General features: G+C 70.9%; 11 protein-coding genes and 2 pseudogenes. 8 read left to right on the top strand and 5 right to left on the bottom strand.

All coding sequences use genetic code 11. The annotated features are described in order from the left end of the window. Positions 1-672 precede the first annotated feature (672 nt). Positions 673-1,521: an RNA polymerase sigma factor SigF gene (locus tag Sdi02f_RS15350; protein WP_108933465.1), complete on the top strand. Its 849-nt coding sequence runs from the start codon at positions 673-675 to the stop codon at positions 1,519-1,521. Positions 1,522-1,538: 17 nt separating this feature from the next. After that, entirely contained in the window at positions 1,539-2,774 is a 1,236-nt protein-coding gene (locus tag Sdi02f_RS15345; RefSeq protein WP_245962197.1) for a phospholipase D-like domain-containing protein, read from the top strand. Between the two features lie 277 nt (positions 2,775-3,051). Here Sdi02f_RS15345 and Sdi02f_RS15340 read toward each other — a convergent pair whose 3' ends face one another. Both Sdi02f_RS15340 and Sdi02f_RS15335 read right to left on the bottom strand, forming a co-directional pair. Next, complete coding sequence (locus Sdi02f_RS15340) at positions 3,052-4,209, bottom strand: site-2 protease family protein (RefSeq protein ID WP_108933559.1); 1,158 nt, start codon at positions 4,207-4,209, stop codon at positions 3,052-3,054. Positions 4,210-4,547: 338 nt separating this feature from the next. Then, positions 4,548-5,102, bottom strand: coding sequence for a DUF6328 family protein (locus Sdi02f_RS15335; protein ID WP_108933558.1), 555 nt, complete (start codon positions 5,100-5,102; stop codon positions 4,548-4,550). Positions 5,103-5,488: 386 nt separating this feature from the next. On the opposite strand from Sdi02f_RS15335, the gene Sdi02f_RS35880 reads away from it, so the two are divergent. Together Sdi02f_RS35880 and Sdi02f_RS15330 are read left to right on the top strand one after the other, a co-directional pair. Continuing rightward, entirely contained in the window at positions 5,489-5,644 is a 156-nt protein-coding gene (locus tag Sdi02f_RS35880; RefSeq protein ID WP_167458180.1) for a hypothetical protein, read from the top strand. Positions 5,645-5,924: 280 nt separating this feature from the next. Further along, complete coding sequence (locus Sdi02f_RS15330; protein WP_031086165.1) at positions 5,925-6,476, top strand: YciI family protein; 552 nt, start codon at positions 5,925-5,927, stop codon at positions 6,474-6,476. A gap of 144 nt (positions 6,477-6,620) precedes the next feature. Here the strand turns inward: Sdi02f_RS15330 and Sdi02f_RS15325 are convergent, their stop codons facing one another. Next, complete coding sequence (locus Sdi02f_RS15325; RefSeq protein ID WP_108933557.1) at positions 6,621-7,217, bottom strand: TetR/AcrR family transcriptional regulator; 597 nt, start codon at positions 7,215-7,217, stop codon at positions 6,621-6,623. A gap of 145 nt (positions 7,218-7,362) precedes the next feature. Between Sdi02f_RS15325 and Sdi02f_RS15320 the strand changes: the two genes are divergently transcribed. Further along, a complete protein-coding gene (locus Sdi02f_RS15320) occupies positions 7,363-8,130 on the top strand; it encodes an SDR family NAD(P)-dependent oxidoreductase (RefSeq protein ID WP_245962196.1) in 768 nt (255 codons plus the stop codon). A gap of 164 nt (positions 8,131-8,294) precedes the next feature. On the opposite strand, the gene Sdi02f_RS15315 is transcribed toward Sdi02f_RS15320, so the two are convergent. Further along, positions 8,295-9,026, bottom strand: a complete 732-nt coding sequence (locus tag Sdi02f_RS15315) for a FadR/GntR family transcriptional regulator (RefSeq protein ID WP_108933463.1) — start codon at positions 9,024-9,026, stop codon at positions 8,295-8,297. A 127-nt stretch (positions 9,027-9,153) separates the two neighbouring features. Between Sdi02f_RS15315 and Sdi02f_RS15310 the strand changes: the two genes are divergently transcribed. Further along, the gene (locus tag Sdi02f_RS15310) at positions 9,154-10,890 is read left to right on the top strand and encodes an IlvD/Edd family dehydratase (RefSeq protein WP_108933462.1); all 1,737 of its coding nucleotides are present in this window, start codon (positions 9,154-9,156) and stop codon (positions 10,888-10,890) included. 46 nt (positions 10,891-10,936) lie between these two features. Then, complete coding sequence (locus tag Sdi02f_RS15305) at positions 10,937-12,124, top strand: fumarylacetoacetate hydrolase family protein (RefSeq protein ID WP_108933556.1); 1,188 nt, start codon at positions 10,937-10,939, stop codon at positions 12,122-12,124. Positions 12,125-12,185: 61 nt separating this feature from the next. Here Sdi02f_RS15305 and Sdi02f_RS15300 read toward each other — a convergent pair. Next, positions 12,186-12,947, bottom strand: a pseudogene (locus Sdi02f_RS15300) (glycoside hydrolase family 3 C-terminal domain-containing protein); the annotation flags it as partial. On the opposite strand from Sdi02f_RS15300, the pseudogene Sdi02f_RS15295 reads away from it, so the two are divergent. Beyond that, positions 12,941-13,672: pseudogene (locus Sdi02f_RS15295) on the top strand (substrate-binding domain-containing protein); the annotation flags it as partial. The pseudogenes Sdi02f_RS15300 and Sdi02f_RS15295 overlap by 7 nt on opposite strands. Between the last annotated feature and the right edge of the window lie 78 nt (positions 13,673-13,750).

Below are 13,750 nucleotides of genomic sequence, written 5' to 3'. Positions count from 1 at the left end.
TCGAACACCGGCCTCCTGCGGGCGGCCGTCGCGCGAGGCGCCCTCCGTCGGCTGTGGCGACTGATTCTGAGTGATGATCGAGGTCATCGTTCCCCCGGCACGGTTGCTGTGACACGGTCGTGAGGCTCAACGACTCGGCAGCGCTTTCGAACACACGTCATTCGGTCGCGCTGTGGAGCCCGCCGCTCCCGGTGCCGTCGGCCCCCGCGGGGCCGGATCCCTGAACCGGTGGGGGAAAGACGCCGGGACCGAAGTGGCCGAAACGCCGACACCGCCCAGGCGCCTGCCTTTTCGAGGGTGCGGAGGCCGGTGGTGGGAGGGATTCATACCGACTACGTTCAGATCCACGTCGAGAGCGATCCGGACGGGGACGGGTTCAGTCTCCTGGAGGCGTTGACGGGAACCGTCTTCTCGCCGTGACCGAGCGGGGGCTGTCCACGCGACGCCGTCCTCGGCTTCCTGCTGATGGGCGGCACCGGAGCCGCGGCGGAGTACGTCCTCGCGCCGGCCGACGTCCGGCATCGGTCGGTACGCCTTCCCGGCCGGGCCGGTGACCGAGCTCACCGGCCCGGCCGGGAAAAGGGGTGTATGGAAGTCTTCGAACAGGGCAAACGGAGCTTCGTCGGTGTGAGCCGACGACCGCCGGGGGCAGTTTCAACGGGAGGGCACATCATGACGACGGCGACCGCAGGGACCACCGAGCGCGCCACGACGACGGGCATGCCGGAGATCGCGGACCCGTCCAAGGTGGCGCCCAGGGACGCGCGGGAGTTGTCGAAGCTGTTCTTCGAGCAGCTGACGGTGCTGGAGGAGGGCACGCCCGAGTACCAGTACGCCCGTAACACGCTGATCGAGATGAACATGTCCCTGGTCCGCTTCGCGGCCGGCCGCTTCCGCAGCCGCGGGCCGGAGGAGATGGAGGACATCGTCCAGGTCGGCATGATCGGTCTCATCAAGGCCATCGACCGGTTCGAGCTGACCCGCGAGGTCGAGTTCACCTCCTTCGCCGTGCCCTACATCGTCGGCGAGATCAAGCGGTTCTTCCGGGACACCTCCTGGGCCGTGCACGTGCCCCGCCGCCTCCAGGAAGCCCGCGTCCAGCTCGCCCGCGCTACCGAGGAACTGCGCAGCCGGCTCGGCCGCAACCCCACCACCCAGGAGCTGTCGGAGCTGATGAGCCTCCCGGAGGACGAGGTCGTCGAGGCCCGGCTGGCGGCCAACGGCTACAACTCCTCCTCCCTGGACGCGACCATCAACGGCAGCGAGGACGGCGAGTCCGCGCTCGCCGACTTCATCGGCACCGACGACGCCGCCCTCGCCCTGGTGGACGACTTCCACGCCCTGGCCCCGATGATCGCCGAACTGGACGAACGCGACCGGCAGATCATCCACTGGCGGTTCGTGGAGGAACTGACCCAGAAGGACATCGGCGAGCGCCTCGGCGTCTCCCAGATGCACGTGTCCCGGCTGATCTCGCGGCTGCTGACCAGGCTGCGCGAAGGGATGCTCAGCGAGTGCTGACGGAAAGGGGGAGAGGGATGACGACTGCCCAGGACATGCCGTCGGCCTCCGGTGCCTCCGGTGCCTCCGGTGCCTCTGTGACCGACGGCGGACACCCGGACGAGCGCGCCGTACGCATACGCCGCCGGCTGGAGCGCCTGATCGGCATCGCGGCGACCGAGGGGAACGCCCTGGACGCCCTGCGCAACGGGGACGAGATCTTCCCCGCCATGCTCGAGGCCATCCGGTCCGCCGAGCACACGGTGGACATGATGACGTTCGTGTACTGGAAGGGCGACATCGCCCGCGACTTCGCCCACGCCCTGGCGGAGCGGGCGCGGGCCGGAGTGCGCGTGCGGCTGTTGCTGGACGGCTTCGGCAGCAGGCTCATCGACAACGACCTGCTGACGGAGATGGACCGGACGGGCGTCCAGGTGGCCTGGTTCCGCAGACCCGCACACCTCTCGCCCTTCAAACAGAACCACCGCTGCCACCGCAAGGTCCTCGTGGTCGACGAACAGGTGGGCTTCACCGGCGGGGTGGGCATCGCCGAGGAGTGGTGCGGCGACGCGCGCAACCCGGACGAGTGGCGGGACACCCACGTGCGGGTACGCGGTCCCGCCGTGGACGGCATCGCCGCCGCCTTCGCCCAGAACTGGGCCGAGTGCCACGACGAACTCTTCGACGACCGGGACCGGTTCATCGAGCACCGCCCCCAGGGCGACGCGGTGGTCCAGGTCGTGCGTGGTTCGGCCAGTTTCGGCTGGCAGGACATGCAGACCCTCATCCGGGTCATGATCGAGTCCGCCGAGGAGCGGTTCAGACTGGCCACGGCCTACTTCTCTCCGGACGCCTACTTCATCGACCTCCTGTGCGCCGCCGCACGGCGCGGGGTGGAGGTGGAGATCCTGCTGCCCGGTCCCCACACGGACAAGCGCGTCTGCCGGCTGGCCGGGCAGCACCACTACGAAGTGCTTCTGTCCTGCGGTGTGAAGATCCACCACTACCAGCCGACGATGCTGCACGCCAAGGTCATGACCGTCGACCGCACGGCTGCCCTGGTCGGCTCGACCAATTTCAACCGGCGTTCCCTGGACCACGACGAGGAAGTCATGCTCGCCGTGCTCGACGCGGAGTTCACCGCCACCCTGGACCGGCACTTCGAGGCCGACAAGGCAGTCAGCGAGCCGATTCAGCCGGGCCGTTGGAGGCGGCGGCCCGCGCTGCAGCGTGCGCGGGAGGCAGCGGTACAGCCCATCCGCCGGTTCCTGTGAGGGTCCTCGGCAGCCGTCGCATCCCCATCCCGCGCTTCTGCACCCCGGCAACCACGACTGTTCCATGCCGCAGGGAACGCCCGGGAGCCCGTACGACACCGTGGGCTCACGAGAGCGTCCAGGACAGGAGCGGTCGGTCGCCACCGGCCCCGCCGCGCTCGCCGCCGGCGTCACCCTCGTCTTCACGGCTGACTCCCACAGGCAGCTTCGGTGTGTGCCGGCGGCTCTGCCCAGCCGGACGTCAACGACGAGGTGTCCGCCCCTGCCGGCGCGCCCGTCAGTGGCCGTGTCCCGCCCGTGCGTCGGGCGGGGGCCGTTCCGGTGGGTCCGGGAGACGGTCGCGGGCACTGGCGAGGTCCGCCCCGGTGACCATGCCCACGAGGCGATGATGATCAATGACCAGGACGGGCGCCGAGGGAGACATGGCGGCGCGCTCCAGGACTTCGGTGATCTTCTCCTCCGGCCCGGCCAGCACACACCGCTCCAACGGCGCGGCGACGTCCCGGACACGGGTGGTCGGCCTCAGCACCTCGGGGACGGCACGCAGAAGGGGCACCGTCACGTAGCCGGAGGGACGGCCGTCGAGGTCGGTGACGGGAATCACCGGCTGGTCACCGGCGTGTCCCGCGGTCTCGGTCAGAAAGCGGTCGACGCTCTGCCACTCCTGCCCCGTGAGCACCGGCCGCATGGCTTCGGCCACCGGCAGGCCACGCAAGGACGCGAACAACTGGGCGCGGCGGACCTCTGCGGAAGCGACCACCACCACGAACAGTCCGATCAGGCCCAGCCACAGACCCGACCCGGTTCCGCGCAGGGACTCGAACAAGCCGCCGGCGAGGAAGACGGCACCCGTGACCTGTCCGCACCGGCCGGACGCTTGTGCCGCCCGCTCGCGGTCACCCCGGATGCGCCAGATCAACGCCTGGAGGACACGGCCACCGTCCAGCGGCGCTGCGGGCAGCAGGTTGAACGCCGCGAGCAGGATGTTCGTCCATCCGCCCCAGAGCAGGACCCCGCCCGGCAGGGGCCAGTGCAGGACATCCCGGGCCAGCACGGAACCGCCCAGGCACAGACCACCGAGCACCAGGCTGATCAACGGGCCCACACCGGCCACCAGCCCCTGGCTCCGCGGGGTGGTGGCGGATGCCATGCGCGTCACGCCCCCCAGGGCGAAGACGGTCACATCCTTCACCGCGATCTTGAAGCGTCGCGCGACGAGGGCGTGACCGCCCTCGTGAGCGATCAGGCTTGCCGTCAGCAGCAACGCTCCCACGACCGCCCAGAGCCGGTAGGCGGACGCGGAGTGGCCCGGGGCCCACGCCGGCAGGACGCTGCCGGCCAGGCCGATGCTCAGTACGACCACCAGCAGCGGTGCGCTCCAGTGCAACCGCAAGGGCACACCGGCGACGTGCCCGATCTCGAGGGAACCGTTCATCACACCCTCCACCTCGCCCGGTGGGGCCGACCGTCCCGCTCCTTCCACTGTGGGCCCGGACGGCCGCTGATGGCCAGGTCCGACCGGCCCTCGACGACGGCTGTTCGTCCCTGCCGGGCTGGTGGGCCGCCGAGGGCTCCGGCGGTGCCCGGGTGCAGGGGTCCGGGGCGGGGCCCGGAGCCAAGGGGCAGGGGATGGCAAGGTGCTGGTCGGGGACCGGCCCGGTGTGGTCTGTCCTTGACCGGCGGCTGTGGGCGCGGCGGTTCAGGGCTTCTCCGGCCGGGGCGCCGGCCGGTGGGTGGGGGCAGGCACAGGCCGCAGACCCGGCGCGGTCCGTGTCAGGGCGTCGCGCGGCGGGCGGACCGGCGGCGAAGCCACAGGGGCAGTGCGTACCACGACAGGGCGAACCAGACCATCACACCGCCGACGAGTAGTTTCGCCAGGAGTCCCGGTACGACGACGTGCAGGATCAGCAGGAGAGTGCAGCCGATGGTGACGGCCATCAGGAGCATGCCGCACATCATCAACCGGTGAGCGACCTCGACCATCTCGTCCTTCATCCGCTGACCCGAGAGGAAGCGGTGGATGGAGACCGGAGCGATCAGACACGCGGTGGCGGTGGCACCCGAGACGACCGTGGTGACGTAGACGGCGTGGTCGAAGGTGCCCAGGTCGTGGAAGAGAGGGGTGAACGCGACGCTCAGCAGGAAGCCGAACAGGATCTGGACCCCTGTCTGAGCGACGCGCGTCTCCTGCATGATCTCGTTCCAGCGGCGGTTGACCCGCTCGCGTGGCGTCTCGGGTGCCTCGTCCGCGGCGGCACCTGGGTGTCCTTCGCAAGCACAGCATCCGTAGGTCGACGCCTCCGGCCGCGCGATCGACTTGGTCGTCATGAGCGTGTTCCCCTCCTTCTGCGGACCGTTCATCTGCCCGTTGGAGCAGGCCGCATGCCGGGCACGCCGCCGCCGGTCGGGACGGCGACGGGCGACCCTCACCCAGGGGCCGCGCGGGCAACTGACGCGGTCGGCGGGCATCACGGACGGCTGGCCCACGCCTATGAGTACGAGCACGCCCTTCCCCATCAGGAGGGCTCCCCGCGCGCGGGTGCTCCCGGGCCCGGCTCCGGGCGGGTGGCGGCGACCGCGACGGCGGACGGCCCTTCGGCGCCGGGCGGCTGCACACCGTGGGTGTCACGCACGGTAGTCCGTTCGGTGGAGGGTCCCCGTCTTGTGCCCGGTGTCCCTCTAGCCTGGGCGGCAGCCGCCGAAGGGAGGCCCTCATGTCGGACAGACCGATGAGTTCGCTGGGTACGGAGATGCGGGAGGTCACCTTTCCGGACCAGTCCCGCGGGATCATCCTGGTGCAGGCGGGAACCCCACAGGCCGAGGCCGACGAGATGGCCGCACGCGTATGGGCCGAGCTGCCCAAAGGCTAGGACTGCGAAGGAGAGCCGCGGCAGCAGGCTGCCGAGGGGGAGCGGAGAACCGGTGGCGACCGGGCGTTCGCCTCTTCGCTCCCGCCAGGGATCAGTCGTGGGCGGCGTAGGCGACCGCCGGCGCGTCGCTCGGGGCTACCGCGTGTGCATCGGCGAAAGCGCGCGCTGACGGTGCGATGCGCTACGCGGGACCCGCACGGCCCTGCCGGACCAGGCCGCCGAGCAGCCCTCGCGGTGAAATCCGCTCGACTTGGTCACCTCCTGCAAGAGATCTTCAGACATGGAGTTCCTCTGCTACCACCGCGACCGGCCCGCCTCCCTGCCTCTGCGCTACGAGCTGCGGGAGGAGCATTGGTCCTACATGGACCAGTACGCGAAGGAGATGATCGCCCGGGGGCCGACTCTCGCCGACGACGGCGAGACCCCCACGGGTAGCGTGCACATCCTCGGCCTTCCCGACCGCGCCGCTGCCCGCGCGTTCGCGTTCGACGAGCCGAACTACCAGGCCGGCGTCTACCGGGACGTGCTGCTGCGGCGGTGGCGCAACGCGCTGGGGCGCACCATGTGGGACTTCCCCGGCGGCCGGACCGGAGGCAACCGGTACCTGGTGCTCGGCTTCGGCACGGGGCAGGCCGCCGACCTGACGCTGCCACCCGCCCGGGACGAGCTGATCGCCTACGGCCCGATGCTGTCCGACGACGGGACCGCCTGGCTGGGCACGGCTGCGCTGGTCCGAGCGCCGGACCAGGAGACGGCAGGCACCATCCTGACCCCCGGCCGGTACGCCGATATCGAGGTGCACAACTGGCAGTTCGGCGGGCGCCCGTCGTAGCGCTGGACGAGGACGAGTCCATGGGCTGGGCCGGCGGAACGCCGTCATCCATGGCGGACGAGGCACCGTCGGGCTGAGGGCCGCTGGCCACCGGGCCACCTGCCGAAGAACGACCCGACTGGCCCGGCGGAAAGCAGGGGTGTCTCAGGAGGCGTGCAGCCCGTCGAGGACGACGCGCAGCGTGCGAGTCCTGCGGGCCGGGTCGGCGGGCAGGTCAAGGAAGCATCCAGGCGTGACCGCGGCCTGTGCCAGGAACGGGACGTCCCGCCAATCCACGTCGTCCCGGAGCGCGCCGGCCTGCCGGGCGCACTCGGTGACCTGCCGGATGAGCTCCAGAAGGCGATGGCGCAGCGCGGCGATGTCCGGGCCGCCGTGTGCGTCGAGCGATCCGGACAGGCCCGCGTTCTCCGCTGTACGGGCGGCCAGTTCGCCGAACAGCAGGGTGAATCCCTCCCACGGGTCCGCGCACTCCGTAGCTGCCTCGGCGGTCCGGATCAGTTCGCTCAGGATGTCGCTCAGCACGGCCGTCATGAGGTGGTCGCGTTCCGGGAAACGGCGGTAGACCGTGCCGACGCCGACCCCTGCTTCGCGGGCGATCTCGTGATAGCTGACGCCCAAGCCCTTGGAAGCGACAGCGCGCCGCGCCCCGGCCAGGACGAGCGCGGCATTGCGCCGGGCATCGGCGCGCGGCGCCTTCCCGCCCGCCGGGTCGTTCGTCGCCGTCTGTCGTCGTGCATGCATGGGGCCACCGTACATGAAAATGGACAGAATCTGTCCGTTTCCGTTAGCCTCCTGAAACGGACACGATCTTTCCGTTTTCAGTGGGAAGCGAAGGGAGGCGGTAGCCATGACCTCACCCTCATCTACTGCTTGCGAGGAACCTGCTGTGCCATCCCGAAGGGATACCGCGGTCGTCACCGGAGGAAGTGACGGCCTCGGCTACGCCATCGCGGAAGCGCTGGCCGCGCGGGGGGCCGATCTCATCCTCGTAGGACGCGATCCGCACAAACTCGACCGCGCCCGCGACACCCTCCTCAAGCACGGCACCGCCGTCCACGCCGTACCCGCCGACCTCGCCGGGCCGGGCGCCGCAGCAGCGGTCGGCGAAGCCGTCCGCGCACGGACCGACCGCGTCGACACGCTCGTCAACAACGTGGGCGCCGCGCACTTCGCGCCCCTCGAGGACACCACGCCGGACATGATCGATGCCATGCTGCACCTCAACGTCAAGGTGCCGCTGCTGCTCAGCCGGGCACTCCTCGCCGAACTCAGACGGGCGCGGGGCAGCATCATCAACATCAGCAGCTACTGGGCGCGCAAGATGACGGCCGGCCGCCCCTCGGCCGCCTACTCGGCGACCCGCGGGGCCATCAACTCTCTGACCATGGCCCTGGCCAACGAACTGGGTGCCGACGGCGTGCGGGTCAACGCCCTCGCACCGGGTGCCGTCCACACCCCCACCTATCAGCACTCCTACCTCGGCCTGATGACGCCCCAGCAGCGTGCGGCCCACGACTCCGGCGTCCAGACCGCCTACCCGCTGGGCCGCCTCGGCGCCCCGCGGGATGTCGCCGAGGCGGCCGCCTATCTGGCGGGCGCACGCTGGACCACCGGTACCGTCCTCACCGTCGACGGTGGGCTGACCGTGCGCTAGTAGTGCTCCGTTGCGTTGAGTGATCGCGGCTGATCGCGGGCGGCTTCCCGGAATGAGGTTGGGGGAAGTGGAACGGCTCCGGGGCGAGTGTTGTCTGCGGGGCCTGCAGCAGGGGGCGCATGGGCGGCGCGAGCAGGGGCTCTGCAGGGAGCAGTGGGGACGGGTCAGACGGTTCCGCCAGGGGCGTCGCTCGGCATGGCGGGCGACGGGGCGATCTCTTGTTCGGCGGCTTCGATCAGAGCCAGTACGGCACGCGACGCGGCCACGGAGTCCCGGGCCTCGACGGCCCGTACGACGGCGCGGTGACCCGGCAGCGAGGCCTCCACCGCGCCGGGGGTCTGCGTACTGACGAGAAAACTGTGCTCCAGCGCGATCTCGACGGCGCGGCCCAGTGAGCCGAGGAGACGGTTGCCGCTGGCGTCGAGCAGGGCCCGGTGGAAGGCGATGTCGGCCTCGACGTACCCGGCACGGCCGGGAGCGGCCGCCGCTGCCTCCATGGACGCCAGCGACTCGTACAGGACGCGTACGTCGTCGGGGCCGGCCCGGCCGGCGGCGAGCCGGGCCGCCTCCGGCTCGACGATCCGGCGCAGTTCACCCGTGTCGCGCAGGAGGGCCGTGGCATCTCCGGCCTGCTTCCAGCGCAGTACGTCACGGTCCAGGTGGTTCCACCGCTCCGGAGGCAGCACGCGCGTGCCGGTGCGCGGGCGCACGTGCAGCATGCCCTTGGCGACCAGTGCCTTCACCGCCTCCCGCACCACCCCCCGGCTGACGCCGATGTCGGCCGCGAGGGCGCCCTCGACCGGCAACGGGCCCCCCGGCTCCCACACGCCCCTCACGATGCGCCGTCCGAGTTCGTCGACCACGCGCTGGTGCGTGGTCAGGAAATGCCCCGCCATCCCTGCCTCCCCCTAGACGCCATTCATCGAATCATTTAATGATTGCGTCACAGGGTACGGCCTGCGGGTCGCCACCCGACAACGCCCCTCGCGAAGCGGACGACGCCAGAGCCATGGGAGTGCCCACATGACGGACGGTCAGCAGAAGAGTCGCCGCAGCCAGGCATGGTTCGGCGCACGGGGCCGCAGCGGGATGGTGTACCGCTCCTGGATGCGCAACCAGGGCTTCGGGCACGAGGTCTTCGACGGGCGCCCGGTGATCGGCATCGCGACCAGTGCCTCCGAACTCGCCCCGTGCAACGCCCATCTGACGCGCGTCTCCGAAGCCGTCAAGCGCGGTGTGTGGCAGTCGGGCGGCCTGCCGCTGCAGTTTCCCACCATGGCCACCGGCGAGACCCTGATGCGTCCCACCGCCATGCTGTACCGCAACCTGATGGCCATGGAGGTCGAGGAGCTGATCAGGGCCAACCCGCTCGACGGTGTCGTGCTGCTGTCCGGCTGTGACAAGACCACCCCCGCCATGCTCATGGGCGCTGCCAGCGTCGACCTGCCCGCCGTCATGGTCACCGGCGGGCCGATGCTCAACGGCAAGTACCGGGGGCAGGACGTCGGGTCCGGCACGCACGTGTGGAAGTTCGAGGAAGACCTGAAGACCGGCCGGATGACCGAGGAGGAGTGCTTCTTCGCGGAAGGCTGCATGGCCCGCTCCCACGGGCACTGCATGACGATGGGGACCGCCTCGACGATGGCCTGCATGGCCGAGGCACTCGGCATGCAGCTGCCGGGCTCGGCGGCCTGGCCGGCGGTCGACTCCCGGCGCATGGAGACCGCACAGGCGGCCGGGCAGCGCATCGTGGAGATGGTGGAGGAGGAGCTGCGCCCCTCGCGGATCCTGACCCGGGAGGCGTTCGAGAACGCCGTCCGGGTCAACGCGGCCATCGGCGGTTCCACGAACGCGATCATCCATCTCGCCGCCCTCGCGGGGCGGGTCGGCGTCGAGTTGAGCCTGTCGGACTTCGACGGCCTGGCCCGCGCGGTGCCGACACTGGTCAACCTGATGCCCAGTGGCACGTACCTCATGGAGGACTTCTGCTACGCGGGTGGACTCCCGGCCGTTCTGGCCGAGTTGCTCGGCGGCGGGCTGCTGCACGGCGACCAGATCACCGTCACCGGACGCACCGTCGCCGAGGACACCGAGCACGCCGAACGCGTCGACTCCGACGTCATCACCCGCCTCGACGCCCCCTTCCAGCCGGCCGGCACCGGTATCGCGGTCCTGAGAGGCAATCTGTGTCCCGACGGGGCCGTGATCAAGCAGTCCGCCGCGTCACCCCACCTGCTCACCCACCGCGGCCCCGCGCGCGTCTTCGACTCGCCGGAGGCCTACCACGAGGTGGCCGACGATCCGGACCTGGACATCGACGAGAACACCGTCATCGTCATCCGCAACGCCGGCCCCCAGGGCTACCCCGGCATGCCCGAGGTCGCCAACGTCCCGCTTCCCGCCAAGCTGCTGAAGGCCGGCGTCACGGACATGGTGCGCGTCTGCGACGGCCGGATGAGCGGCACCGGGTACGGCACGGTGGTCCTGCACGTGGCGCCCGAGGCAGCCGTCGGCGGCCCTCTCGCCCTGGTGCACGACGGAGACCCCGTCGTCCTCGACGTCCCGAACCGCACCCTGCGCCTGGACGTGGACGACGCGGAGCTGACCCGGCGCCGGCAGGCGTGGAGGCCCCGCGCTGAACGCTGCGACAGCGGTTACACCTGGCTGTACCGGCAGAACGTGGAACAAGCCGACCGGGGAGCCGACTTCGGGTTCCTGCGCGGAAGCCGTGGACACGAGGTCCCCCGCGACTCCCACTGAGACGACCCCAGGCACCACACCCCCCGGACCCAGGAGAGCAGTGATCGTGGAATCGGCAGCCGCCCGACCCCGCCCGGTCCTGACCAGCGGCTCCGTCCTGCCGGAGGACGCCGACCGCGCCACCCTCGTCGCCCGCGTCCACGCCCCGGAACACGGCGGGCCGTGTGTGGCCGCGGTGCGCGGCGAGCGGGTCGTCGACCTGACGGCCGTCGTTCCCACCGTTTCCGACCTCATGGAACGCGACGACGCGGCGGCAGTCGTCCGCGAGGCCGACGGAGGACACGTCTGGCGCCTGGACGCGTTGCTCGAGGCACCTGCCGGTCGCCGTGACGTTGCCCACCTGCTCGCTCCCGTAGACCTGCAGGTGATCAAGGCCGCCGGCGTTACCTTCGCCCGGAGCCTGCTGGAACGCGTCATAGAGGAGCGCACGGGAGGCGACCCGGCGCAGGCCGCCCGGGTGCGGGCCCGCGTCGGGGAGGCGGTGGGCGGCGCGCTCGACGGGATCCGCCCCGGATCGCCCGAGGCCGGCAAGGTCAGGGACCTCCTTGTCGCCGAGGGACTGTGGTCCCAGTACCTGGAGGTCGGCATCGGACCGGACCCGGAAGTATTCACCAAGGCGCCGGTCCTGTCCGCGGTCGGTGCCGGCGCCGACATCGGAGTGCTCGGCGCCTCGGTCTGGAACAACTCCGAGCCGGAGGTCGTCCTCGTCGTGGACTCGGGCGGACGGGTCCGCGGTGCGACGCTCGGGAACGACGTCAACCTCCGTGACATCGAGGGACGCAGCGCCCTGCTGCTCGCCCGCGCCAAGGACAACAACGCCTCGTGCGCGATCGGCCCGTTCCTCCGCCTGTTCGACGACGGCTTCACCCTCGACACCGTACGCGGTCTCGACGTCGACCTTCGGGTCGACGGCACGGACGGATACGTACTGCACGGCAGCAGCACGATGCGGGGGATCAGCCGCGACGTAGTGGACCTGGTGGCCGCCACGCACGGTCCGCACCATCAGTACCCGGACGGTTTCGTGCTGTTCACCGGAACGCTGTTCGCCCCGACCGAGGACCGAACGACACCCGGCATGGGCTTCACCCACGCGTACGGCGACGTCGTGCGGATCTCCAGCCCGCGACTCGGCGCTCTGGTCAACACCGTCGTCCCCAGCGAGGAGGCCGCGCCGTGGACGTTCGGTGTCAGAGCGCTGATGCGCAACCTGGCCGGGCGCGGCCTCCTGTGAGACACCGAGGACCAGGCCCCGGCGCCGCGACCGACCGCCGGGACGCCCCGGCGCACGCGGCTCATGCCCGGGAAACCGGCTCCTGCTCGAACACGGAACGCAGGCGTCGCGTGTGGTCCGGGTGGCGTACCGCTCCGGTCAGCGTGACCCTGGCGGTCAGGCGTGGTTCCGCACTCGAGGCGGCCACCCTGATGTCCAGCTCGCCCGGTTCGACCACACGCCGGCCGTCGAGACCGGTGAAGGAGGCGAGATCGGCCGGGACGGTGACACGCAGTCGCCTGGTTTCGCCCGGTTCCAGGGCGACCCGGGCATAGCCGACGAGGCGCTGCACCGGCTGGACGACGGAGGCGACCGGGTCGTGGAGATAGAGCTGGACGACTTCGGTTCCGGACCGTGCGCCGGTGTTGCGGACGGTGAAGGAGAGGGTGAACTCACCGTCCGTCGGCGCCTCCTGGACGCTCGGGGTGAGGTCCGTCCAGTCGAACCGCGTGTAGGTCAGGCCATGACCGAAGGCGAACGCCGGTGTCGGATCGACGGTGGACACCGCGCCGGCGTGGGCGAGTCTCGCTCCGAGGTAGGTGGCCGGCTGGGAGCCCGGCCCGCGCGGCACGCTGACCGGGAGCCGTCCGGAGGGGTTGACGCGGCCGCTGAGCACACCGGCGATGGCGTGCGTGCCCTCCTCACCGGGAAAGAAGGACTGCACGATGGCCGCGGACTCCTCCACGGCGCGGCCGAGGGCGTACGGGCGTCCGGCGAGCAGCACGGTGACCACGGGGGTGTCCAGGGCCAGCAGGGTGTCGAGCAGGTGCTGCTGCGCCCAAGGCGTCCCATGCCCCGCACTGGGCCCGGGACCTGGTCTCAGCCGGGCGTCGGGCCGTCATCGCGGTCACCAGCGTGTACACCGCGGCGCACCTGAACGAACTGGCCAGGTCCGGGCTGCCGCTGGTCGTGTTGGACCCCTTGCACCTGCCGGACAGCCGGGTGAACAGCGTCGGGGCCACCAACTTCGCCGGCGGTCTGGCCGCGACGCAGCACTTGCTCTCCCTGGGCCACCGCCGCGTGGCCTACCTCGGCGGACCCGCCATGGCCGTGTGCAATCAGGCACGCATGCACGGATACCGCGCCGCCATGGAGGCGGGAGGGGCCCAGGTGCCCGAGGGCTACGTCCGGCCGGGGGAGTTCACCCACGAGACGGGACTGCTCGGTGCCGCCGCCCTGTTGGGCCTGCAAGAGCCACCGACGGCGATCTTTGCAGGCAACGACGAGATCGCCGTCGGAGTCGTCGAGGCGGCCCGGAACCGAGGCCTGCGCGTCCCGGAGGACCTGAGCGTGGTCGGCTTCGACGACACGAGCCTCGCCCAGATGTCCTCACCGCCCCTGACCACGGTGCGTCAGCCCCTGCGGGAGATGGGCGGTGCGGCCCTGCGTACCGCGCTCCGGCTCGCCAACGGCGAGAAGGTCGAGTCCCACCACATCGAGCTCGCCACCGAACTCGTCGTACGTGCCTCGACGGCGCCGCCACCCGAAGAACCTCCGGAGCACGGGTAAGCTGCGGTCAGCTCTCCGAGCAGCACTCGTCGCAGGAATGCCTGCCGACTCCCTCGATCCCACCGCAACGGTCTCGCC

This window comes from Streptomyces ardesiacus, assembly GCF_003112575.1.
GTDB lineage: Bacteria > Actinomycetota > Actinomycetes > Streptomycetales > Streptomycetaceae > Streptomyces > Streptomyces ardesiacus.
Note: the sequence above shows the minus strand (reverse complement) of the source record. Positions and strands in the feature narration are given on the sequence as shown.

Excerpts from the sequence above, each read along its gene's own strand:
- Sdi02f_RS15315 (WP_108933463.1), bottom strand. The coding sequence starts at position 9,026 with ATGGCGGGGCATTTCCTGACCACGCACCAGCGCGTGGTCGACGAACTC.
- Sdi02f_RS15340 (WP_108933559.1), bottom strand. The coding sequence starts at position 4,209 with ATGAACGGTTCCCTCGAGATCGGGCACGTCGCCGGTGTGCCCTTGCGG.
- Sdi02f_RS35880 (WP_167458180.1), top strand. The coding sequence starts at position 5,489 with ATGTCGGACAGACCGATGAGTTCGCTGGGTACGGAGATGCGGGAGGTC.
- Sdi02f_RS15345 (WP_245962197.1), top strand. The coding sequence starts at position 1,539 with ATGACGACTGCCCAGGACATGCCGTCGGCCTCCGGTGCCTCCGGTGCC.
- Sdi02f_RS15330 (WP_031086165.1), top strand. The coding sequence starts at position 5,925 with ATGGAGTTCCTCTGCTACCACCGCGACCGGCCCGCCTCCCTGCCTCTG.
- Sdi02f_RS15325 (WP_108933557.1), bottom strand. The coding sequence starts at position 7,217 with ATGCATGCACGACGACAGACGGCGACGAACGACCCGGCGGGCGGGAAG.
- Sdi02f_RS15310 (WP_108933462.1), top strand. The coding sequence starts at position 9,154 with ATGACGGACGGTCAGCAGAAGAGTCGCCGCAGCCAGGCATGGTTCGGC.
- Sdi02f_RS15350 (WP_108933465.1), top strand. The coding sequence starts at position 673 with ATGACGACGGCGACCGCAGGGACCACCGAGCGCGCCACGACGACGGGC.
- Sdi02f_RS15335 (WP_108933558.1), bottom strand. The coding sequence starts at position 5,102 with ATGACGACCAAGTCGATCGCGCGGCCGGAGGCGTCGACCTACGGATGC.